Source organism: Tamlana sedimenti, from assembly GCF_038148895.1.
Lineage (GTDB): Bacteria > Bacteroidota > Bacteroidia > Flavobacteriales > Flavobacteriaceae > Tamlana.
Map to the genome: position 1 here is coordinate 305,872 of NZ_JBBVGQ010000003.1, position 23,644 is coordinate 329,515.

Annotated in this window: 13 protein-coding genes; 4 read left to right on the top strand and 9 right to left on the bottom strand. The window is 36.3% G+C overall.

Annotated features, from left to right (window positions below):
* Positions 1-7 precede the first annotated feature (7 nt).
* Genes WJN01_RS09640 through rhaM form a run of 4 tightly spaced genes read left to right on the top strand, consistent with a single transcriptional unit; the run spans position 8 to position 4,099 of the window.
* Entirely contained in the window at positions 8-1,363 is a 1,356-nt protein-coding gene (locus tag WJN01_RS09640; protein ID WP_445196945.1) for a glycoside hydrolase family 88/105 protein, read from the top strand.
* Between the two features lie 16 nt (positions 1,364-1,379).
* Entirely contained in the window at positions 1,380-2,750 is a 1,371-nt protein-coding gene (locus tag WJN01_RS09645) for a sulfatase family protein (protein ID WP_445196946.1), read from the top strand.
* 12 nt (positions 2,751-2,762) lie between these two features.
* Positions 2,763-3,776 (top strand): family 43 glycosylhydrolase, encoded by a 1,014-nt coding sequence (locus WJN01_RS09650; protein ID WP_445196947.1) that lies wholly within the window; start codon positions 2,763-2,765, stop codon positions 3,774-3,776.
* Entirely contained in the window at positions 3,773-4,099 is a 327-nt protein-coding gene (gene rhaM / locus WJN01_RS09655; RefSeq protein WP_445196948.1) for an L-rhamnose mutarotase, read from the top strand. The genes WJN01_RS09650 and rhaM overlap by 4 nt, the downstream gene beginning before the upstream one ends.
* 78 nt (positions 4,100-4,177) lie before the next feature.
* Here the strand turns inward: rhaM and WJN01_RS09660 are convergent, their stop codons facing one another.
* The 9 genes from WJN01_RS09660 to WJN01_RS09700 all read right to left on the bottom strand — a co-directional run bounded on the left by WJN01_RS09660 (position 4,178) and on the right by WJN01_RS09700 (position 23,644).
* Positions 4,178-5,635 carry a right-handed parallel beta-helix repeat-containing protein gene (locus WJN01_RS09660; protein WP_445196949.1) on the bottom strand — a complete coding sequence of 486 codons (1,458 nt, stop codon included), beginning with the start codon at positions 5,633-5,635 and terminating at the stop codon, positions 4,178-4,180.
* A 166-nt stretch (positions 5,636-5,801) separates the two neighbouring features.
* Positions 5,802-7,439: a right-handed parallel beta-helix repeat-containing protein gene (locus tag WJN01_RS09665; RefSeq protein WP_445196950.1), complete on the bottom strand. Its 1,638-nt coding sequence runs from the start codon at positions 7,437-7,439 to the stop codon at positions 5,802-5,804.
* A gap of 109 nt (positions 7,440-7,548) precedes the next feature.
* Entirely contained in the window at positions 7,549-10,539 is a 2,991-nt protein-coding gene (locus WJN01_RS09670; RefSeq protein ID WP_445196951.1) for a LamG-like jellyroll fold domain-containing protein, read from the bottom strand.
* A gap of 136 nt (positions 10,540-10,675) precedes the next feature.
* Entirely contained in the window at positions 10,676-12,439 is a 1,764-nt protein-coding gene (locus WJN01_RS09675; protein WP_445196952.1) for a RagB/SusD family nutrient uptake outer membrane protein, read from the bottom strand.
* Between the two features lie 26 nt (positions 12,440-12,465).
* Complete coding sequence (locus WJN01_RS09680) at positions 12,466-15,627, bottom strand: SusC/RagA family TonB-linked outer membrane protein (RefSeq protein ID WP_445196953.1); 3,162 nt, start codon at positions 15,625-15,627, stop codon at positions 12,466-12,468.
* A 21-nt stretch (positions 15,628-15,648) separates the two neighbouring features.
* Positions 15,649-17,133: a fasciclin domain-containing protein gene (locus WJN01_RS09685; RefSeq protein ID WP_445196954.1), complete on the bottom strand. Its 1,485-nt coding sequence runs from the start codon at positions 17,131-17,133 to the stop codon at positions 15,649-15,651.
* Positions 17,134-17,144: 11 nt separating this feature from the next.
* Complete coding sequence (locus WJN01_RS09690) at positions 17,145-18,830, bottom strand: fasciclin domain-containing protein (RefSeq protein ID WP_445196955.1); 1,686 nt, start codon at positions 18,828-18,830, stop codon at positions 17,145-17,147.
* 18 nt (positions 18,831-18,848) lie between these two features.
* Positions 18,849-20,342 carry a RagB/SusD family nutrient uptake outer membrane protein gene (locus WJN01_RS09695; protein WP_445196956.1) on the bottom strand — a complete coding sequence of 498 codons (1,494 nt, stop codon included), beginning with the start codon at positions 20,340-20,342 and terminating at the stop codon, positions 18,849-18,851.
* Positions 20,343-20,362: 20 nt separating this feature from the next.
* Positions 20,363-23,644: a SusC/RagA family TonB-linked outer membrane protein gene (locus WJN01_RS09700; RefSeq protein ID WP_445196957.1), complete on the bottom strand. Its 3,282-nt coding sequence runs from the start codon at positions 23,642-23,644 to the stop codon at positions 20,363-20,365.

Genomic DNA, 23,644 nt, shown 5'->3' on the forward strand with positions numbered 1-23,644 from the left:
AAATTTTATGCTAAAAAAACTAAAATATACTTGTTTAGCTGCTCTTTTATTTGGCTTTCAGAACCATATTGTGGCCCAAGAGCCAGCAAACGACGTAACTACTCCCCTACATGCTTTGCAACCGGACTACCCAACACCTTATGCCCCCCCTTCTAAAGTAGAAATAACCAAAACCTTGGACAGGGTTTATAACTTTCTGGAAAACAATACCGCTTCAAAATTAATAGACTCAAGGACGAATGAAGTAGTTACTAACCTTAAAAAACTAAATGAACATACCGTTTTTGAACCGGGCGCTTTTCGCCTAACAAGTTATGAATGGGGAGTAACTTATGCCGGAATGCTTCATTTGGCTGATGCTACAGGAGATAAAAAGTACTCGGACTATACAAACAAAAGGTTACAACTCATCGCCGATATTACTCCTTTTTACAACAAAAAACTAGACAAAGATAAAAATTATCCATCACCAATCAAGCAATCATTACGTCCCCATGCTCTAGACGATGCGGGTGCTGTCTGTGCAGCTATGATAAAAGCAAAAAGAGCGGGGTTAAAAGTGGATTTACAGCCTCTTATAGACAATTTTATCGATTATATAAGTAACAAACAATTCAGGCTTGAAGATGGCACTTTGGCAAGAAATAGACCCCAACCAAACACCTTATGGCTTGATGACTTATTTATGAGCGTTCCTGCTTTGGCACAAATGGGAAAATTAACTGGAGACTTTAAATATTATGATGATGCCGTTAAACAAGTATTGCAATTTTCAGAAAGAATGTTTGATGAGAGAAAGGGGCTATACATGCATGGTTGGGTTATGTCTATGGATTATCACCCTCAATTTCATTGGGCAAGAGCCAATGGTTGGGCCGTGATGACTCTAGTAGAACTATTGGATGTCTTACCAAAAGAACATAATGGTTATAGCCAAGTTCTAAGTCAACTTTGTAAGCACATTGAAGGCTTAACTTCTTATCAAGATGGCACGGGATTTTGGCATCAGCTTATTGATAAAAATGACACCTATTTAGAAACCTCGGCTACCGCTATTTATACTTATGCCATTGCAAAGGCTATTAATAATGGCTATATTGACAAACTAGCCTTTTCGCCAGTTGCGCTGTTAGGATGGAATGCCGTTGCTACCAAAGTGAATGAAAAGGGATTTGTTGAAGGTACTTGTGTGGGAACGGGCATGGGTTTTGATCCTGCTTTTTATTATTATAGACCCATTAATGTGTATGCTGCGCATGGTTACGGACCTGTGTTATTAGCCGGTTCTGAAATTATAAACATGTTAAACAATAATGAGTTTGAATTGAATGATAGTGCGCTTCAATTAAAGTTGAAAAAATAGAACCCGAGCCAAGAATATGCTGAAATCAATCAATTTTGCCACTTTTTTGTTATTCCTTTCAATTTTTGGTTGTAATAACAAAGCTGAAAAAGAACAAGCCGAAAAACCAAATCCTAACATTCTCGTAATTATTGCTGATGATGCTGGATGGAATGACGTGAGTTACAACGGTTCAGAAATAAAAACACCAAATATTGATTGGTTGGCAAAAAACGGAGTACAACTCAATCGTTTTTATGTAAATCCAACATGTTCCCCTTCAAGGGTTTCCCTCTTAACCGGGATGCCCTCTAGTAGAATAGGTGTTGTTGCCCCAATAAGTGGCAAAAGCACAAAAACACTTCCCGATTCCATTACAACTTTACCACAAGCCCTAAAAAAATACAATTATCAAAATGCACTGTTCGGTAAATGGCATTTGGGTCTTGACATTTCAAACGGACCAAATGCCTTTGGTTTTGATTATTCCTACGGATTTCTTCATGGGCAAATAGACCAATACACCCACCGATATAAAAACGGCGATTCCAGCTGGTACAGAAATGACAAAATGATTGAAGAGGAAGGTCATACCACAGATTTGGTTACCAAAGAGGCCATTGAGTGGTTAACCACAAAACGGGATACTTCAAAGAACTTTTATGTGCAATTGGCTTATAGTGCTCCTCATTTTCCGCTTCAAGAAGAAGACAAATGGAAAGAGCCTTATCTAAGAACCATTGAAGATGACTCTCGGCGTGACTATGCTGCAGCCATGGCGCATTTAGATTTTGCTATTGGAGAAATCATGGAAACCTTAAAACGAACTGGACTAGATGAGAATACACTTGTTATCTTTATGAGCGATAATGGAGCTATGGAAAATTGGTTCCCAACCTATCAGTATAATGGCGCTCATGGGCCCAATCCTGTATTAGGAAATAATGAACCTCTTCGTGACTGGAAATCATCAAACTATGAGGGAGCCATAAGAGTTCCAGCTGTTTTATATTGGAAAAACCATTTGAAAACAGAAGTAAATCCAAATTTCATGTCGGTTTCTGACATCATGCCAACAATACTCTCTTTAATTAAAAAGGATATTCCAAAAGGTGTTGAAGGTGTCAATATTTGGCCTAACATTGAAAACTCGAAGATTAAAACTTCTCATGATATTTATGTTCGTGGGCACAAACAGGAGTGTTTAATACATCAACCATATAAAATCATTAGAACACGGCATAAAGATGGTTCACCACCGGACTTTCAATTATACGACATAGTAAATGACCCTAAAGAGAAACGTAATATTATTGATAAGGATACTTTAATTGCCAATAAAATGAAAGTTCTGCTGCAGAATCAATTTGCTAAGGACGATAAAACAGTAAATGTAGAGCTGAAATAAGCTAAAAGTAGAATGAATTTAAAGTTTACTTACATAATAGTATTACTCTTTTGCTTGTCGTGCAAATCACAAATCACACATAAAGTCGAATCAAATTTCGCAGATAAACCTTTGTTTCGCGACCCAGTTTTTGATGGCGCAGCAGACCCTTCAATCGTTTGGAATAAAAAACAAAAAAAATGGTTTATGTTCTATACAAACAGGCGTGCTAAAGATTCTACAGCAAGTGGTGTTGCTTGGGTTCATGGTACCCGAATTGGCATTGCAGAGTCAAAAGACGGCACCCATTGGAAATATAAAGGCACTGCCAACATCAATTATAATGTAAAAAGTATAACGCATTGGGCGCCTGATGTATTGGAATACAATGGTCTTTACCATATGTACTTAACGATTGTTCCGGGAATATTTGAAGATTGGTACCACCCACGCTATATTATTCATTTAACCAGTAAAGATTTAATTGATTGGAAATTTGAATCAAAACTAAATTTGGCATCAGAGCGCTGCATCGATGCCGATGTATTTAGATTGCCCAATGGTACTTGGCGCATGTATTATAACAATGAAAATGATGGAAAGTCCATTTATTATGCAGATAGTGAAAACTTGTACCATTGGACTGATAGTGGCAAAAAAGTTATAAATGACCGAGGAGAAGGCCCTGTAGTTTTCCATTGGAAAAATAAAAATTGGATGATAAATGATGCTTGGCGAGGTTTGGGTGTTTATTCTTCTGAGGATTTTGTTACTTGGAAAAGACAACCAAATAATATTCTGCAAATACCAGGAACTGGAAATGATGATACGGTAAAGGGCGGACACCCAGATGTTATTGTGCAAGATGGTAAAGCATATGTTTTCTATTTTACCCATCCGGAAAGAACGCCCGAAAATGAAGGCATTGATAGCTATGAAACCAGAAGAAGTTCCATTCAAGTTGCCGAACTCGAATATGTCAATGGAGAAATTATTTGCAACAGAAACAAACCTGTTAACATCAAACTTAAACCAATAAAACAATGAGCAATAATACCATTAGAAATGCCTTTAAAATGAAATTGAAGCCTGGTTTTGAAGCTGAATACAAAAAACGTCATGATGAAATTTGGCCAGAACTTGATGCCTTACTTTCGGAAACAGGGATAAAAGATTATAGCATTTTTTTAGATGAAGAAACCTTAACGCTTTTCGCCGTTCAGAAAATCTCAAAAGATTTTGACCATGACTTTCTGCCCAACCACCCCATTATAAAAAAATGGTGGGCTTATATGGCAGACATTATGGAAACCAACCCAGACAACTCTCCTATTTCCATTTCACTAAAAGAAGTATTCCATATGGATTAAAAACCTAATTTACTCAATAAAAAAGCAGGTCCTTTAAATTTAAAGGACCTGCTTTTTACTTTTAGAACAAACCTGTTGTTACTTAACAGTAATTAATTTTGAATTGGATTGTCCATTGTTATCCGTTAAAACCAACACATAGTTTCCTGAACTTAATTCGTTTCTTTTTAAAATGAATGAATTATTTCCGGCAGCTAAATCCTTTTTAGGGAAATCTAAAACTTTTACGCCCATTAAATTATACACAGAAACGCTTAATTGCGATGATTGCTTTAAATTGAAAACAACATTGGTTTCTGTTGAAAACGGGTTAGGATAATTGACAAAACTATCATTAACCAAAATATCATCAATGCCCAAAGTACCTGTTTCTAGGTAACCTAAATCTGGTGCAGCACCGTTAAACGGTAAGCCAACGTCGATTCCAGCGTCAATAAGGTCACTACCAGCAGTTAGCCTCATAAAATTAACATCTGGCAAACTACCATCTGCTTTTCTAGGGGCAGTCATTAATTCAGTAATATCCAAGCTTTCAAAATCTGAAGCATTGGTGACCAAACCATTTTGCCAACCATTGTTAGTTATATCTGTTGCTGTTGCGTTAAAGCTATCGTTACTACCTCCAGAAAGGGAAACAGAATTTTTAATAGTTAATGAACTAGCAATATTGGTGCTGCTGAAACTTATATTTCTACCATTGCTATAAGCTGAACAGTTATAAATCTCAACATTCCCTCTGTTACTATTGTGGTCAAAACCATCAAAAACATTGCCCGCTGCAATACAATTTTTATAAATGGCATTATGCTTTAGCAGCTTATCATCACTTCCGCCCGTTTTAAACCCGTTACCATCACCGCCACCAATTGTTCCATTTTTTAAGTAACCATTTCTAAAGGCCCAACAATTCTCGTAAGTTGTGGTAATGTTATCGGCACCTCTTAGATATCCGTCCCAACCATCATCAAGATTTTGCCATGCACGACAGCCAACGAATTTGTTTCCTGTTCCGGCATCTAACTTACAAGCAAAGCCATCAGCGTTTTCTACCAAAGAATCTGCATTATTATAAGAATCGCAGTTTAAAATCGTGTTATTTGAAGCCCCGGTTCCAATTTGCAAACCAGAATCTTTACACTCGCTAAACGTACAAAATTCAACAAGGTTATTACTGCCACTAATAAACATGCCATTATCACCTGCACCAAAAACATCAATCCCTTTTATATGCCAATAATTAGCTGATAAAGTAATAGCCCTATTAGAGGAACTTTCTGCCATTGAAGAAAAATCGAAAAATGGCCTTGAAGTATTATCGGGATGAGTAAGTAGTGATATTAAACTTCCATTTGTGCCATTTCTAGTAATTGAAAACTTAGTAGTAAAAGTATAATTACCTTCCGTTACATAAATGATGTCTCCTGGAGAAGCTGTAGATAAAGCTGAAACCAATTGCTGTGGCGTACTTACAGTTGTTTGTGAAAAGCAAAATAAACAACTAAGACATAAAAAGGATATAAGTAGTGTTCTTTTCATGGAATAATTTTTTATGATTTTATACAAAGATATAAACTTTATCAATCGAAAAACTTTATTAGACCATTTTTTTGCAATCGATTACATTAATAGTAATAAATTTGCATAAAAAACGGTGAAACCCAATAATTACCCCGTTCATAATTAATTTTATTAAAGTAAATTCTTATTTAAGACTAATTAGAGTGCTACTTCTCTCATAATTAGAATTTTGTAGAGTCAGCAAATAATTACCTGAAGGCAGACCGTTTCTCTCTAAAGTATAGGTGTTCAAACCTATTGAATATTCTTTTTCGGTTGCTTCAAAAACTTTAACGCCCAATAAACTATAAACCAATACTTTAATTTTCGAAGGTGCTTTCAAATTAAACACAACGTTAGTTTCATCTGAAAATGGATTTGGATAATTAGAGAAGTTTTTCAAAAATTCATTTTTTTTTATACTAAGCGTTCCAAATTCATTATACCCTAAATCAGGGGCCGTTCCATTAAATGGAAACCCTATGTCGTAACCCACATCAATAAGGTCGCTTCCGGGTGCCAGCTTTAAAAAATCAGTATCAGGCAGACTACCATCGGCTTTTCTCGGAGCTTTTAATAATTCAATATCATAAGCTATAAAATCGTCAGGAGTAACGGTAACACTCAAATCAAAATAATTATTGTTAAGTGTACATTGAGGCTTATCAATATTAACCACTTCTTTGCCCGTTGATGCTCCTGCACCTAAGTTATTAGCCATAACATGCCCCCATCCCGGAACATCTGTTCCATAATCTGTAGGATTTAAAGCTTTACAATTTAGCATATTATAGTTCTCCGGATTTTGAAAAGCAGTATTGTTATACCAATAATTTCCATTTAAATGATGGTTGGCATAAAAGCCGCGTAATCTATTTTTTGCAGCAATGCAAAATTGAACTGTATTCATAGGGATGGGCGCATATCTATCAACAACTTGCTGATATGTTTGGGCTGTTTTACCATAACCTCCCGCTTTAAAACCAGTACCATCACCACGAGGAACCAAATCGCTTCCTGTTCCTGAAACAGATGAATAGCCATTATAGAAGGCCCAGCAGTTTTCAATAAGTACGGGTTCGGCAGAATTAATTAAATCAAAACCATCATCACTATTTAACCAAGCACGGCAGCCTCTAAAAACATTTCCTGTATCTCCACCACGCACGTGACAACCAAAACCATCCACATTGCCTCCTACTCCTCCTTCTGAGACTGAATCCCAATTTTCGTATGCATCACAATTTAATATTAAATTGTTGGAGCCATCTAAAATATAAACTCCAATGGCCATATTGTTGTGCATACTTATATTTTCTAGAATATTGTTGCTCCCTTTAATTTCAAAACATTCAGATTGTGTATGGGTTGTAATAGTTACCTGAACGCCTATAATTTCTATACCTTTTATATGAATATTGCTACCGGTAAGATAGAATGCAAAAATGCGCTTGTCTGCCGGCTTAATATTCTGGTAGTCAAAAACTGGTTTTTCATCTTGATATGAAAAATAATTAATCCCATTTTTATTAAGTTCTGTTACATAAGCCCAAATTTGATAGTAACGTTGTATTTGGTCCTCACGCATAGTGTACAGACCTCCGCGGATATAAACCGTGTCTCCATATGAAGCCAATTCTTGGGCTCGTTTAATGGATTCTACAGGATTGGCAAAACTACCATCGTTGGCATCATTTCCATTGGGTGCCACATAATAATCTGTAGCAAATGAGAATAATGTAAAACCTAAAATGGTTAGAATAGTAAAGTATTGTTTTCTCATTTATTTTTATTTATAAAATTAATTCTTTAAAACCTTGTTATCAAGATTAATCGTGTAATTACCTTATTAGAAGACAAATTTCACTTTATGAATGAACAATAGGATTATACTACTTTGCAATTACCTTTAAATTTCTATTCAAATTTTCACCAACAATGTTTAGAATATAAATTCCTGATAATTTTTTGTCTTCAACATTCAAGATAAAACTTCCTTTTTCAATAGAATTTAGATTTTCCTTCAATACTATCTTCCCTGTAATATCTGTAAGTGTTGCAAATATTTTAGTTGAAATATAACCCTTAATATCAATATTGATTCTTTGATTTATTGGATTTGGAAAAATTGCTAAATCTCTATTGAAACTAAATTCTCGGGTACTTAGAGAACCATTTTCATACAAGCTAGAAACCTGAGCATTGCTTAATGCGTAATTAAATATTTTTAGTTCATCCAACTTTCCTTTATATGGTGCTAGTGCGGTACCGTTTAAAATTTCCAATTCTCCAATATTCCCCAATATCAAATCACTTACCTCGGCAATACCTGTAACCCCCGTTTCGTCCAATTCAGCAATAAAATTTCCATTTCGGTATAATCTTAGTTTATGGGATTCAATATCTCTCATAACCACAACATGTACCCAAATACCTGAATAAAAAGGTGTTCCGCTTGTTGACAACTCTTTTTTCGTTACGTTATCATCTATTGCGAAACGAAATTCACTGTTCTTAAATTCAATATTAAAACGCTTTCCTGTCGATCCAGTTGTTGTATTTGCTGTAAAAGACCCTTTACATAAGAGATAGACGCTATTTGTGCCTGTTGGCAATGAATTGAAGGGCGCTTTCATCCAGAGTGAAATTGAAAAAGAGGTGTTATTAAGATAAATTTGATCTTGATTTGGAACATTAACTATAAAGTCATTGTCAGGAGAGGTTGAAAAATCCAACGCATTACCTTCTTTGCCCGCAACTCGAACACTAACATTATCATAGTTAACGTCCAATACGCCATGATTGGCATAAGTTGAGCTATCTATTATTTCCCCACCATCCGAAGGCGATTCATTAAATGTCCAATAACCAACCATTTCTTCAGGTATATCGGCTATTGTTCTAAAGTTCCAAATATCACCAGTAATAAGCCCTTTGTTGTTTGAGGCATCTATTCTCCAATAATAATTTGTTTCTGTGGATAAACCATTAACTTGAAAAAAGGGACTTGCTGAGTATGCGACATCCGCCAACTTCACAAGATTTGAAGCATCTTCACCAAAATATACCTCAAAGTTCTCTGTATTTGAGCTTCCACTCCATCTTAAGATTACACTACCTCCAGACAATTCAAGAAAATTAAAACCATTATTTGGTGTTGGTGATGTTGGTTTATCAGGAGCAGAGGGAATTGCGGGAGTTACAACTGAAGCAACGGTACTATAAATTGAGGTTTCTTCACTATTAATAGCCTTAACCCTGTAAAAATATTGTGTATTCGGAACTAAGTTTGAATCATCATAAGAGATTACATTTGCTCCTACTTGAGTGATTTCTGAAAACGAATTTCCGTCGGTTGAACGCTCAATCACAAAATTATCTTCATTATCCGAATTATCATTCCAATTGACAGTTAACGAGCTGTTGGGCGGGGTTTCAACTGAAACCGCATTGGTAAAATTTACATTTGATGGTGGAATGATAAAATCTGGTGGAGTTTCATTAACTAAGCCATTAATATAAACTTCTATATTCAAATAAGGAGCATTGGATATGCTTTCAGCCAAGGCATCAGCGCCATTATTTTTATTCAATCCATTAGCATCCTCCCATTGATCGGGCATACCGTCATTATCCGTATCCTGTGGTGCTGGTGCACCATAAACATGACCTACTCCGCCATTTATAAAAGGCAAATCTGTTTCCTTATAAACATAAAAGGCTTCTTTTCCTTTTGAGTTTAAATCTGCAATCATTAGGCTATCTACCTGGTCACGTTTTGGATATGATGCGCCAACGTTGGAAATTACTCTATCAAATGCTTGTTCCGCGGTAAGCGGTGCATCTTTAACAGGATAATCATACGGCGTTGGTTGAAGGCTTGTGGCATCACCAGTTGGATATCCAATCAAATCCTCGGGCACTAAAGTACCGTCCAAAACCCCATTTTTATTGCTGTCAAAATAATTTCCTGAACCGTATAAATAGAAATTAGAATTCCCTCTGTTAAAAGGCGTTGTTACCCCGTCACCTGTATGAGGTCCGCTAATGAAGTAATTGTTGATGATATTTACATTGGAAATTCCAGCTGAATCACCGCCCATAATATAAGCATCACCAGATTCGGTATGGCCATAAGTATTCCCATAATTACCCCAGTTGTAAACCACATTATTTACAAACTCATTTATCCCTTTTACTTTCGGATTACGTGTTTTATTGCTAATGTATAAATTTCCAATTAAACTAATTTTACCATCGGAAGGTTGCATCAATCCACCTGCGGAATGATTATGACGATGCAATCCATGGCCAATAATTGAATTTTGAATGGTTATATTATCTGGACTAGTTCCTTTACCGTCCCAATTTACCGAGAACACTTCATCAGTACCCCAAGTAAAAGTCATGTGGTCAAAAATCATATTTGCGCCATTTGCCAAACCTGATGCATCTTTATTTTTTGCCCATCCACCAAAGCGAATACGAATATAACGTGCAATAGTGTTACTGGCACCTGTGAACATAACCCGTTGACCATAAAAAACAATACCTTCTCCAGTAGCCGTTTGCCCAGCAATGGTCGTGTTTTTTGGAACAACAATATCTGATGCCACGTTGATTATACCACCTAACCTAAATAAAATAAAGCGTCCTTCTCTACTAACAGCATCGCGGAATGAACCTGGCCCACTATCATTCAAGTTGGTTACTAAATAAATTTCTGGATTAGCATGGCCTCTTGCGCCTGTTGTATATTTACCAAAACCTGTTGCTTCGGGAAATGCCAAGGTTTGTGCGTTTAAATTTATTGAGGATGCAATGAGTAACCCAATCAAAAAAAGGCTTAAAATACCATTGAACTGTAAAATATTTTGTTTCATAAATTGAACATGTTTGGCTGTATTTCAATAAGTAATATAAAAAAGGCCTCAAACTAATTTTTTAAGGCCTTTATTTAAGTTATAACTAAGCAAAAACTTATACTATACCATTGGTCAGATAAGAACTAAAATTTTCCTATTCCTCCTCTTTCCAATTGAAAGGCAAATACCAGTTTTCTTTGTTCATTAATTTTGAGTGAACATCATCTGCATTTGGATTCCCTTCTTTTGAAAGTTTTTCATAAATCTTATCAGCCAAAAATGCAGGGTCGTTTCTTCGCAATGCAACACGCACCAAATCTCCCCAACGATTGCCTTCAAAAGCCAATTCCAGAGCCCCCTCTTCAATAAGGTTGTCTTCAATTGATATCAAACTATCACCAACCACTTCCTTAAATTGAACATAGGCTCTTCCGCGAACCCCTTCGTTACGGTGCCAATCGCCTCTGAAATATGGGAAATCACCCTGTCTTGCATCAAAATTATAAGGAAAAGGCAAATGAGTTTGCTCTATGTCCGTTACATCTTCCTCTCCTGGAACACCATACTCAGTTTGAATACCATTATTTAAAAGGGTATTAGCTAATCGATACTGACCATCTCTATTTGCCGCTTCAGCAAAACGTAAATGCAGTTTAGCAGCACGGTACAAAAACCAATCGCCATCTCGCACAAATTCATCAATAGGAAGCTGACTTGTAAAGTCTAAATATCTAAATAGATATTTCATAATAACTTCCTGATTATTAATCACTTTATAAGAAAACCTTTCTCCCCTAGCATCGTAAGGTATATCATTGCGTTGTTTTTGGGATTTCCATAAATCAATAGCCCGTTGTGATGGCTTTAACAGATAACTTCCTCCTTGATTTGAAAACAAATCTATAAATGGGTTTTTAGGCGCAAAATTACTATCAAAAGGCAACGACCATATCCACTCTGTATTCCATCTGGCATCTTTACTCCTAGCAAATATTGACCGCCAGCCTTGTGTGTTACTGTCAACCAAACCAGTGGCATCTTGTTCTCTGAAGCGTAAATAGCCTACACATAAATCGTCGTTGGTACTAACGTTACGCGATCCCATTCGGTAAGTATCAAAAAGTACGGTAATATCACCACTGCCGGTGCCAGTTTCCATAACATTCTTATAATGGCTAGCAGCTTCTAAATAATTTCCTTTCCAAAGTTGAAGGTCACCTAAAAGACAGCCTTTATTAATAAAAAACTTAGCAGTATTATAACCATCTACATTAATAACCAATGAACTATCACCGCTGTAAGGGTCAGTGTAAGGCAAACTTTCAGTAAATGCTACTAACTCATCAATAAGCTGATCGAATGGGATTTTAGGGAATTTATCAGGGTCGCCTATATCATTAATGTTCTCAATTGGGTTGGTAATGTATGGCACATTGCCATAATGCATGCCCAATTGTAAATAAAGCCAACTGCGTAAGGTACCAATGTCTGAATAACGCTCATTAAACTCATCAGGATCAAGCCTAAAATCAGCTCGCATCAACTCAAAATTCTTGAGAATATCATTGCAGTTATTTATAAGTTCATAGAAATCTTTGGGATTAGCGTATGGATTACTAACACTAACCGAATGTTCATGTAACTCTTGAAAGGTTAAATCGGCATTATCTGTTGGGCTAACTAAATCTGCTCTTAACTCATTTAAAACAACATATTTTCCAGCAAGCCCCATTAATTTTCCATAAAGTCCAACAATTGCAGCGTCTGCATCAAAAACATCACGGTAAACTTGATTTTCGTTTAGTTTATCCTGTGGCTCAACTTCCAAGAAATCTTGACACGAGGTCAAACTTAACAAGGCAACTAGGACTATTAAACTAAACTTTGCTTGAATATTCTTTATAATCATTGTTTTCATTTTTCTAAATCTAAAATATAAAATCACTAGAGTCCTAAACGTAATCCTAATTGAACTGTTGTAAACTGCGGCATTAAACCTATATCTGCACCTTGACCAAAAATAGACGAAGTTGCACTAAACTCTGGGTCATAACCTAAATAATCTGTTATGGTGAACAAGTTGTTCCCTGAAGCATAAACTTTCACATATTTAATGATGGCAGGATCAATTTCAATATCATAAGATACTGTAAGGGTTTTTAGCCTAAAAAAAGAACCATCTTCAATCCATCTGCTTGAAAAAGAAGAATTTCCTAGAGGATCTCCCCAAACTGCTCTTGGAATTGTAGTTTGCTGTCCTTCTGCAACCCAACGGTTATTTATGGCAGTACTCTGATTTTCGTAACCACTCATTTGCTCCAAGGTTTGGCGTACTCCATTATAAAGGTCGTTACCTACAGAAAAATTGAACAAACCTGATACGCTCAATCTTTTATAGTTAAAAACAGTACTAATACTACCTGTAAAATCTGGATTTGGATTTCCAATAACCTTGCGATCGTTTTCGTCAATAACCTTATCTCCATTTAAGTCTTCAAATATTACATCACCTCCACTAAAGGGCATAAGACTACCATTTTCCATTCTACGTGATAATCCAGCGGCATTGGCTTCTGCAGTTGTACTGTAAACACCATTTGCTTGATAACCGAAAAAAAGGTTGGCATCTTGTCCTTCATCAGTTATGTAGGTTGCTCCTCCAAAATGAGTTATTATTCTTTCATTGGGAATACCTAAAACCTCATTTTCGTATTTAGAAAAATTAACCCCAAAATCCCATTTCATATCCGATGTATTGATTAATCTGGTATTAAGTCCTAGCTCTGCTCCTCGGGTTCTCATATTCCCACTATTTGAAACTATATAGTCAAAGCCACTTGTGGTATTAAGTGTTTGATAAGTAATCATATCTGTGGTTTCGTTGTCGTAAACATCAATTGAGAAATTTAAGCGTTCATTAAATAAAGCAACGTCTGCCCCTAAATTAAATTTACGCACTTTTTCATTTTGAAGTTTAGGATTTCCAATGTTGCCTCTTACCAAACCTTGAATTCCCAATAAATTTTGCGACACATAAAGTTGTTGTGCCGTATAGTTACCTATATCGTCATTGCCACTTAAGCCAACACTAGCACGAAGTTTAAACAAATCAATACCTGAATTGTTCATAAATTTTTCTGCTGAGATTAACCAAGCTGCAGAAAGTGACCCTAAAGAACCAAATTTAACATCTTCACCAAATCTGCTTGATCCATCGTATGCTGTATTCAACGTAAAGAAATATTTATTAACGTAATTATACTCTGCACTTAAATAAGCATTAACCCAGTTCCATTCGCCCAGTGCACCACCAACTTGTCTCAATAGGTTGCTACCCGCACCAACAGTTGTAAAATCGTCGGTAGCTGAATTAAATCCAAGCCCAAGATCACTCTCTGATTCGTTTGATTGGGTTCTCATACCCAATCTTACATGAAAATTATGTTTAAAATCAATACTCTTGTCAAAAGATAAAAAACCATCTGTATATAAGGAATATAATTTCTGAACTTCACTTCCACTTCTATTATTGGCAATGGCGGTTGGTAAAATAATATCAGCGACACCAAAATCTGGAATAAAGAAATTTTCGCGTTCCTTGTTATAAGTTAAACCTGCCAATAAGTTTACCTTTAAAGATTTACTGATATCATATTGGAAGTTTAAATTCCCAAAGAATCGGTAATTTTTATTGATACCTATGGCATTTTGTAAAATAGCTACAGGATTGCTTACATCAAAAATATCTACATCAGCCAAGTTTGGTGAAACTTCACCTGTTTCATTGATGGCATTAACAGCAACAAAGGGTGCTTTAGTTAGAGCCAAGTATTGTTGACTGGTTTTGTAAGCCAAACCTTGGTCATTTTGATTTTCAGTATTATAAATAAAGGACAAATTGGCATCTACAGATAGTTTATCTGTAAGACGTAATGCCGCGTTAAGTCTGGTGCTATATCGTTTTAAATTTGAATTACCTGAAATACCTTCGCTATTAAGATAACCAACTGATATTCCGTATTTAGCAATATCATCGCCACCTTTAATTTTTAAATGATAACTTTGATTCTGACTTCCTCTAAATACCTTATCTTGCCAATCTGTGTTGTTATGGTATTGATAGTATACACCACTATCTCTGTTGTCAAGCATCCATGGCATGTTTGCTATTTGCTCTTGTGTATCTCCTCTAGTAGCCATTAATTGCGATAAATAAACTCTGTATTCAGCCGCATCCATAACAGGCAATGGCCTTGGGTCTTCATTAACCCCTCCATACATAGTGAAGTCTATTTTGGTACTCAATTCCGTTGGGCGTGTTGTGGTAATGATAATTACGCCATTTGCACCTTTAGTACCGTATAAAGATGACCCATCCTTTAAAACCGTTACATCTTCAATGTCCTTAACCTCCAACATAGAAAGTGGTGAAGAATTGTTGTACTGTATGATACCCGAACCATAATCTTCATCATCATATATCATTCCATCAAGTATGATTAATGGTTTGTTTGTAGCATAAAGTGAGTTAAACCCTCTGATAGTCAAATAGGCTCCAGATCCAGGAACACCGGAATTAGCAACGCTATTTAAACCGGCAATGCGCCCTTGCAAAAAGTTAGCCACGGTTTGGTTTACCGGATTACCCCATTGCTCTTTTTCAAAATCCAATACTTGTGCTGCCTTTGCACTATTATATTGCAATTCCTGATCATTTCCAGGTAAATTTGCTGTTTGATAAAATTGAGAATAGCTGGCCTCATAAAGCGCTATTTCAATTCCACTTTCCCTATTGTTTAAAGGGAATACTTTGGATTGGTAATCTTGTCCACTTACAATTAACAAGGCATTTAAATGTGGTGCCTTGATAGAAAAACTTCCGTCTTCCTCAGAAATTGCAGCAGAAAAGTCTTTAATGGCTATATTGATGCCTGAAATACCTTCACCAGTTACAGCATTTTTTATTAAACCTTTAATTTGAATACCTTTATTGGTCTTAGAATTTACAGCTGATGAATCTGGAGCATTTTGTGCGTACAGATTCCTGTCTATTCCACCGAAAAACAGTATGCCTAGTAGAGTGGTTAGTTGTAATATTTTGAGCATAATAATTGGTTTAAACGACATTTATTTTATTACTGGAACTAGTTTTAAATAATCAAGGGTTAAAGTATTATTGCCATTAACACCGGTATTGGCAGCAACGAGCGAAATCAGGTCAAGCCTTCCCGCTTCATCAAGCGTAAACTCTCCGATTAAAACTTCATCATAAACATTTAGACCAACTTCATACTCCAATTCGGCAATAGGGTCTATAACCATTCCATCAACATCAACCGTTCCCCCAACCCTTAACGTTTGCATAAAGGTATTTCCTTGAATATCATTAATGGCCCTCCAATAGGCTTGATATGTTGTGCTATACATATTATTGGCACTGTAATTAATGGCAAACTGTGGCACTCCATGATTTTGAACCATAATGTCGTAAAACAAAATGCCGTCTGGATCTTCTTTTTCTCTGTAGAATGTGTTTGATCTTTTATCATTTTGACTAAAACCATTTGGTTTTTCACCTTCTATTTGCGTAGTAAGCAAACGGTTTTCAAGTGGAACCTCCAAAGCACTCATTATATAAACAATACCATTACTTAGCAATACCTCTTCAACAATATTATCTTCATCAATTGGTACTTCTACACCAAAGCGTGAGACAAATTGAGTAGTTGAAAGATTTTCTCGGGCAACTGCTTTATGAAAAGCCATATCGCGCACAGTAAAATAGCTCGCATATGTTCTTGTAGAATCAGCTGTCCCCTTAATTAAATATGGTTCCAAATTGTCTACTTCACTATTAAATCCATTGTTTTCCAATAGAAAAAGGGTGTACTTATTCTTTTCGTTGTTTAAATTGTAAACATTGGTTAAATAGGAATTTCTCAAAGAATCCGCATATAGTTTGTGAATTTCCGGTTCGTTTGCTTTTGCTATACTGTCACTTCTATAAATATCAAAACTATTAAGTGATGATAAGTATGAACTCATTGTATTACTGCCGGCTTTACTTTTTACATATTGCCAAATATTTAATCTAGGCTCTAATGCCTTACCGATAATATGGAACAAACCATTGGATGCATATTGATCAGCTGAAACTACAGTGGCATCTTCAATCATAGTTCCATTCCTAAATTCTAGATATTTGTTTGAAAGCATCTGAACAGTTACCGTATCTTGCTCGGTAACCGAAGAAAACGCTGTAAGCGCAATATGGTTTTGCACAAACAACCTTTTTTTGGCCAAATCACTTAGTAGTGATGGGTCAACTTGGCCTATGGCATCATTTGTTGGTGCCCAAACAGTGTAGGTTTTGGAGTTGGAAAGAACCCCATCAAAACCAGTTTCCTCTAAAAGTTTTCCAAACTCGGTGGTTTGAGAAGTACTTTGTATACGTTCACTAAGGTTTTGATCTAAGTTTTGATCACTTGTCTTGCCATGATCATCCCATGGATCTGTACATGAGGCTACAGTAATTAGAGCAAAACTTGCAAAAAATATTTTTGTGTATGTTTTAATTGATATCATCCTCGATGGATTAGGTTTTACTATCATTTTAATATTGTTTATTCATAAATTAAGCCATCTCCCCCTGACTGAAACTTAGGATATAATTGATCCATATCAATAGGTCTGAACTCCACAACATCTATCCAGGTTTCACCATTTCTACTATCTTGTATAGCCTCAAATTTCAACTTATGCCTTCCTGTAGTAGGTATGTCTACAATACCCACAAGTCTACAATTAAATCGGTTAGTAAATGGTTCAATGTGTCTTTTATATCCTTGTGACTCCAAAACGCGTTCTGGGAGTGTGGTATTACCATATTCTGTAAAATTGATTCTTCTAGCCAGCGGAACATCGTTTACAGAAACCTCAACTGCAGGTGAAGACCTTTGGTTTTGCCTGTAAGACACCCAAACCTTATATTTTCCTTTAATGATTACAGGTGTAGTGAATGTTATTGGATCTAAGAAACCATTTCTAAAACGGTAAAGTTCTACAATATCACCATGCCAAGCCCAATCTAAGTATGCTCCATCTCCTATAGCAGCGGCTTCATATCCAAGCACTTGGTCATCTGGCCAATCTACCTCGCTTAATTCACTTTTTCTAAACGAGGCTGAATTCCCTGGTTTTCTAAAAACAGAACTTAACTGTCTGATTTCTGGTTGGTCGCCCAAGTCGAAATAGACAGGAGCAGGAAATCTCTTTTTAATAAAAAAGTTGTCTTTCATTAGATGTAACACCCCATTAGAAGCAGTATTATCACTTACACTACGGTCTATTTCAACACCTTTTTCTAAAATCCCATTGAATGTTACTTCGTTAACCAAAAGTGAATCTGCAACCAAAGTAAGGGTTATAACTTCCAATGGTGCTTTGGTCAGCACGGCTGGCGTAATAGCTAAATCAGCCATATAATTTAACCCTGGCAATATGCGATATGCTACGAATAAATTAAGACTGTCCTCAGGATTCATTGGGTCACCCAAATGACTGTACCTATTTTTTAAGTCATCAAGATTATTAAATCCGCTTTTTTGAAAAACCTCATTAGTTTGGGCAAGAACCGTAAGATGGCTTGATATACTATCTTCATCATACGTAAGAGGTTCGTCAAGTTTGTCGTACCATCCGGTTGCCTTTAGAGCTTCTGCAAAAAGTGAAAGTGAAGCATCCTCATTAATGCTTTCTGCCAAAGTTTTATTAGCAACTCGAAGCACCTTATCTAAAACATGAATGATACCATTTCCTACCTCAATATTAGAGTTAATTATACTTGCTTCCTTGTTAACTGTAATGCTTGATTGACCATCTATAAAAGCAGCACCTGTTATTATAAATTGCCCTTGCAAACTGGGGCTTGGTATTTTACCATCAGTAAAGGATGTAGTATTTACGGTTTCAGGAAGTATGTGAAGCTTAGCCAACTCTTTGAGGTCTTCCAAAGGAACATCACTTACGGAATTTGCACCTAACTCATTAAGCAGTTGCATAACGGCCTCGTTTGTTGGAAGAAAAAGCGTATAAGTTCCATAAGTGTTCATGAAAGCTGCATAATCTGTAACTTCCAGAATTTCCAAAAACAAGGAATACTCATCATTAGCCTTTAAAAACTCGGTAATGTTCAGAGTCTCATCTGTGGACTCTTTGTACTTTTGAGAAGTACAGTTTAGCACAAAAATTGTGACCGAAACTGTAAGAACTAGTCTCAATAAATTTGTTAAATTAAAAACTTTTTTCATGACTGCAACTTTTCTTTTTTATTTGTAAAAGGGGTTTTGAACGAGCTGCTTGTTGGTAAACAACTCATTTTCATTGATTGGAAGATAATGGCTATTGGAGTCTCGCAGTTTTGCCAAAATACTTTGCTGCTGATTAGCAGGCGCACTTCTTAACCCTACAGCCAATAAAATATCTATATACGCATAGCTTTCTTTGCGAGCATTACGCAAAATATCAAACCATCGTTTTCCTTCAAAAGCGAACTCTCTAGAGCGTTCGGCAAGAATATATAATCGAATACCTGTGGTATCATCAATACCAGGTTGTTCTTCGGTCAACTGAATTGCAGCTCGTTTTTCTCGTAAATCAGCAATAATATCTAAAGCCTCGCTTCCACGCCCTAATTCGTTCAATGCCTCGGCTTTCATTAACAATACATCTGCATAGCGGTAGATAAACCAATGTGTGTCTGATTCTTGCAAAGATTTACGTTGGTCTTCATCAATACCTGTATATTTATAAATTTCGTTGGTACCTGGAACCAATGAGGCTCTTTCACCACGAACATCTTTGTTTAAGGGGTCTTCAAAATCTATCCCAAAAACTCCTTCCAATACGGTTGGTGCAGCGAGATACTGTGGACGCTGTAAAAAGATACTATAAAACGGATTTAGGTTTTGTGTGGTATACTGAAGCTCAAAAATACTTTCTGTTGAATTTCCTATGGCATAAACTGTTGTAAACCATTGTGGACTTGCGTCTATCAATGCAAATTGTCCTGAATTGATTACTTTATTAGCAGAAGCCAATGCGGCATCATAATTTTCCTGCCATAGATAAACGTCTGCTAGCATGGCATTTATGGCATTCTTGGTGATTCTGCCCTTGCTTGCTGCAATACTTTCATAACTATCTACAGCATAACTTTCTGCTAGAACTAAATCAGCTACAACTTGGTTAAAAACCTCTGCTTGTGGCGTGGCGGGTAATTGAAAGTTATCTTGGTCTGATAATGTAGCCTCAATCTTTAACGGAACATCTTTAAAGGAACGTGCCAACGTAAAGTACAGATAAGCTCTAATTGCCAAAGCTTCAGATAAGTAATTGTTAAGCTGTGTTTGTGTAAATGTTGGGTCTTTTTCCAAAACATCTGGTGCAAGATCGATTACAGTGTTGCAAAAATTTATGATTCTATAAAATTGCGACCATGTTGTTAAACTATTAGCAGGCAAAATATTATAGGTAAGCATTTCAATTTGTTCATCGGTCATAAATCCACCTGGACTAATCATATCTCCTCTAAGTTCTCCGTACATAAAAATATACTCAGCCAGAGTTCGATCACTCTCAGATGGAGGTGTATTTAACATTGAAGAATAAATACCAATTACCGCTGATTGAACATCTTCCTTTGTCTGCCAAAATTCTTCACGTATAGTTCCGTTCTCAGGCTTCAGGTCTAAATAGCTATCACAAGAGAAATTGATCAATACCATTAAAAAAGACAGTGCATATATAATTTTTGTTCTCATTTGAGTCAAATAGTTTAATATTAAAATCTGGTTCTTAAGCCTAGTGTAAAACGACGAGTAGGTGGCGTTCTTGAATAATCTATGGCTATTCCAAATGGATCTCCGCCTCTCATATTTACTTCAGGATCTTGACCTCTATACTTAGTAAAGGTTAAAATATTATCTGCCGTAAAATATAGGTTTAAATCATCTAGTTTTAATTTCTTCAAAAACTCCTTATCAAAGTTATAGCTAAATGTTGCCGATCTAAAACGTAGGAATGAGGCATCTTCAACATATCTATCGGAACCTAGCCAGTTATAAGCTGCCCCATAAACCGCACGAGGTATATTGGTTACATCTCCTGGATTTCTCCATCTTGATAAAGTTGCCGTACTTTGATTATCGTAGGTATACATATTAGTTGTTGACATATCTGTACCGTTAATAATATCGTAATCCAACCTATAAGTAAAGAAAAGTAATAATTTAAACTTTTTATCAAATGTAATTGAGGGTCCAAAACCACCTGAAAATTTTGGATTACTGTTTCCAAGATAGACTACATCTCTACTATCAATGTTTCCATCATGGTTAATATCTTCATAAATGGCATCACCTGGCTGGAATACGTAGTCTATACTTGGATAGTTAAATCTCATATAAACGGTTTGTCCGTTGGGTCCTACAATAATATCTCCATTTGCGTCACGGGCTTGAGTAGATGCCAAGTCTGGATAAACCCCTTTAAATCGGTATCCATAAAACGAACCAAATGGGTTATCAGTTTGAAGAAAACGTTTAAATTGTCCATTTCTATCAATGTTTCCACTTTCACTAGGGAAAAACTCAGAAATTTCACGAATTATATTTTCATTTCTAGAAATATTGAAATTAAAATCTACCTTCCATTTATCAGATTTAAAAGGTGTAGTATATAACCCTATTTCCCAACCTTGGTTATCAATAACCCCTACGTTCTGATCTGAAATATTATTGTAACCTGAGATGGTCGTTACATCCAAGTTTTGAAACAATAAATCTCTGGTACGGTTTTGATAAATATCTACATCAATCTGAAAACGTTTGTCAAACATTTGTAAATTAATCCCTAGGTTTTTACCCGTTAATGTTTCCCATTTTAAATTGGTCAATTCCATGTTTTGAGGATACACACCATTAAGTCCTAGGTACTCAGAGTTAAAGTTTCCATAAATATTGAAGTATCTATAATCATAGCGAGGTGCCCTTCCAGATTGTCCTAAACTGGCTCGGAAACTGAAATCATCTACAAAATCCAAGCTTTCCATAAACGGTTCTCCTGATACCCTCCAACGCGCTGAAACAGATGGAAATACTGCATAACGATTTTCTGGGCCAAACTTAGAATCACCATCACCACGAAGTCCAACATTTATAATATATCTATCCAACAGACCGTATTGGGCATTTATAAGTGCTGCAACACTTCGTGCCTGACTATTGTTGTTGTACAAACTTAATTCTGAATTTTGAGTTCTTGAAGGAACTGATGGATCAGTTAAGAAAACAGATGCCGTGTTAGACGTAAGAGCCTGATGAGATTCATATCTATAGTCATTTGTTTGCAGAGACAAAATAGTTTGTAACTTGTGGTCTTCACTACCAAGATTGGGGGTGTAAATAAAATTTGTCTTGGATGTTACACTGGTAGCATCAACATCAGCATCGGAAGCCCTATTTACAACTGTTTCTGTAAACGGCCTTCCTGTTGCATTTTGGGGTAGAAATGCTTTAGCTTTTGTACTGTTGAAGTCAAATTGAAGATCGAAAGTTGAAATCAATTTGTTTGGAATCAAATCGACCTTTAAATTAAAGTGAGGAACAATTCTGTATCCCGTTTGTTGATTTGAAGCATATTCTGCCAAAGCAACTGGGTTATAAGTACGTGGATAAGCCCCTTGAATGTTTTGAGCAGGTGAAAAATAATTTGGTGTAAGATCTCCCAAATCGTCGTACTCATAAATACTCATATTAGGCATTTTGGTGTATGCTATACTTCTAACTCGGTCCCCACTACCTGTCCCATTTACATAGTTACGTTCCGTATCCGTATGTGTATAGGAAATATCTGCTTTAAAACGTATTCTGTTTGAGACTACATAATCTAAATTTAATCGTCCATTAATTCGCTCAAAACCTGTGCCTTTGGTCACCCCTTTTGAGTTATAATATCCAATAGAAGTAAAATATCTTGCTTTTTCACCACCACCTTGTAACGATAAGTTATGTTCGCCCGTAGTTCCTGTTTGAGTAATAGCTTCAACCCAATCGGTATTGTTTCCATAGTTTTTATACCAATACACCTCTTGGGGGTCATATTGAAATTCTTTAATCGTGAGTGTGTTCAGAGGTGTACCTGTTCGATTCATAAAAGCCTCTGGTATTAATTGTGAGTATTGGTCTCCACTAAGCATGGGTATGGTTCGAGGTAACTTAGAATAAGTCCCGGTAAAACTATAACCAATTTTTGGTTTACCCACCGATCCTCTTTTGGTGTTGATAATTAAAACACCACTGGCAGCACGTGCTCCCCACATGGCAGTAGCCGCCGCATCTTTTAAAATGGTAATACTTTCTATATCTGTAGGAGCAATATTCAAAAGAGCAGCATAACCTTGTTCATCAGCAGAACCAAAATTAAAATCTTCAGGAATAGAAGTTTCATAAGGCATACCATCTACAACAACAAGTGGATCTGAAGACCCTGTTATGGAAGATGTTCCCCTAATTCTTATTTGCATACCTGCTCCAGGGTCTCCAGATGTTGCCGTAATATCAACCCCTGGCACCCTACCCTGAAGTGCCTCGTCAATAGAAGCTGCTTGGGTATTTTCCACATCTACAGCACTAATGGTAACGGCACTTGTGGTCAAATCTCGGGCAGCAATGTTTAACAACCCACTTTCGGGTGTTTTAGTGGCACTGATAACAATCTCATCCAAACCTTCAATATTTTCAACCATGTTAATAACAAAGTCTCTTTTTGTTCCAATGGTTAGGGTTTGGGTTTTATAACCAAGTGTAGAAACGACCAATTGATGATTGACATTTTTTACCCTGATTGCAAAGTTTCCATCAAAATCGGTAACAACACCTGTAACTGTACGCTTTTCTGCATCTTGCTCAATCACGGTTGCCCCTAAAAGTGGTTCTTTTGTGCCTGCATCCAGAACTTGACCTCTGATGACTTCATCAGTCACCTGAGCGTAGCCCTGTAAAGACCATAAGGAGATTAATATAAATGAAAAACGGTAAAATAAGTTGGTAGTATAATATTTCAT

Coding starts and splice junctions, on each gene's coding strand:
- WJN01_RS09640 (WP_445196945.1), top strand. CDS start 8: ATGCTAAAAAAACTAAAATATACTTGTTTAGCTGCTCTTTTATTTGGC.
- WJN01_RS09645 (WP_445196946.1), top strand. CDS start 1,380: ATGCTGAAATCAATCAATTTTGCCACTTTTTTGTTATTCCTTTCAATT.
- WJN01_RS09650 (WP_445196947.1), top strand. CDS start 2,763: ATGAATTTAAAGTTTACTTACATAATAGTATTACTCTTTTGCTTGTCG.
- rhaM (WP_445196948.1), top strand. CDS start 3,773: ATGAGCAATAATACCATTAGAAATGCCTTTAAAATGAAATTGAAGCCT.
- WJN01_RS09660 (WP_445196949.1), bottom strand. CDS start 5,635: ATGAAAAGAACACTACTTATATCCTTTTTATGTCTTAGTTGTTTATTT.
- WJN01_RS09665 (WP_445196950.1), bottom strand. CDS start 7,439: ATGAGAAAACAATACTTTACTATTCTAACCATTTTAGGTTTTACATTA.
- WJN01_RS09670 (WP_445196951.1), bottom strand. CDS start 10,539: ATGAAACAAAATATTTTACAGTTCAATGGTATTTTAAGCCTTTTTTTG.
- WJN01_RS09675 (WP_445196952.1), bottom strand. CDS start 12,439: ATGAAAACAATGATTATAAAGAATATTCAAGCAAAGTTTAGTTTAATA.
- WJN01_RS09680 (WP_445196953.1), bottom strand. CDS start 15,627: ATGCTCAAAATATTACAACTAACCACTCTACTAGGCATACTGTTTTTC.
- WJN01_RS09685 (WP_445196954.1), bottom strand. CDS start 17,133: ATGATAGTAAAACCTAATCCATCGAGGATGATATCAATTAAAACATAC.
- WJN01_RS09690 (WP_445196955.1), bottom strand. CDS start 18,830: ATGAAAAAAGTTTTTAATTTAACAAATTTATTGAGACTAGTTCTTACA.
- WJN01_RS09695 (WP_445196956.1), bottom strand. CDS start 20,342: ATGAGAACAAAAATTATATATGCACTGTCTTTTTTAATGGTATTGATC.
- WJN01_RS09700 (WP_445196957.1), bottom strand. CDS start 23,644: ATGAAATATTATACTACCAACTTATTTTACCGTTTTTCATTTATATTA.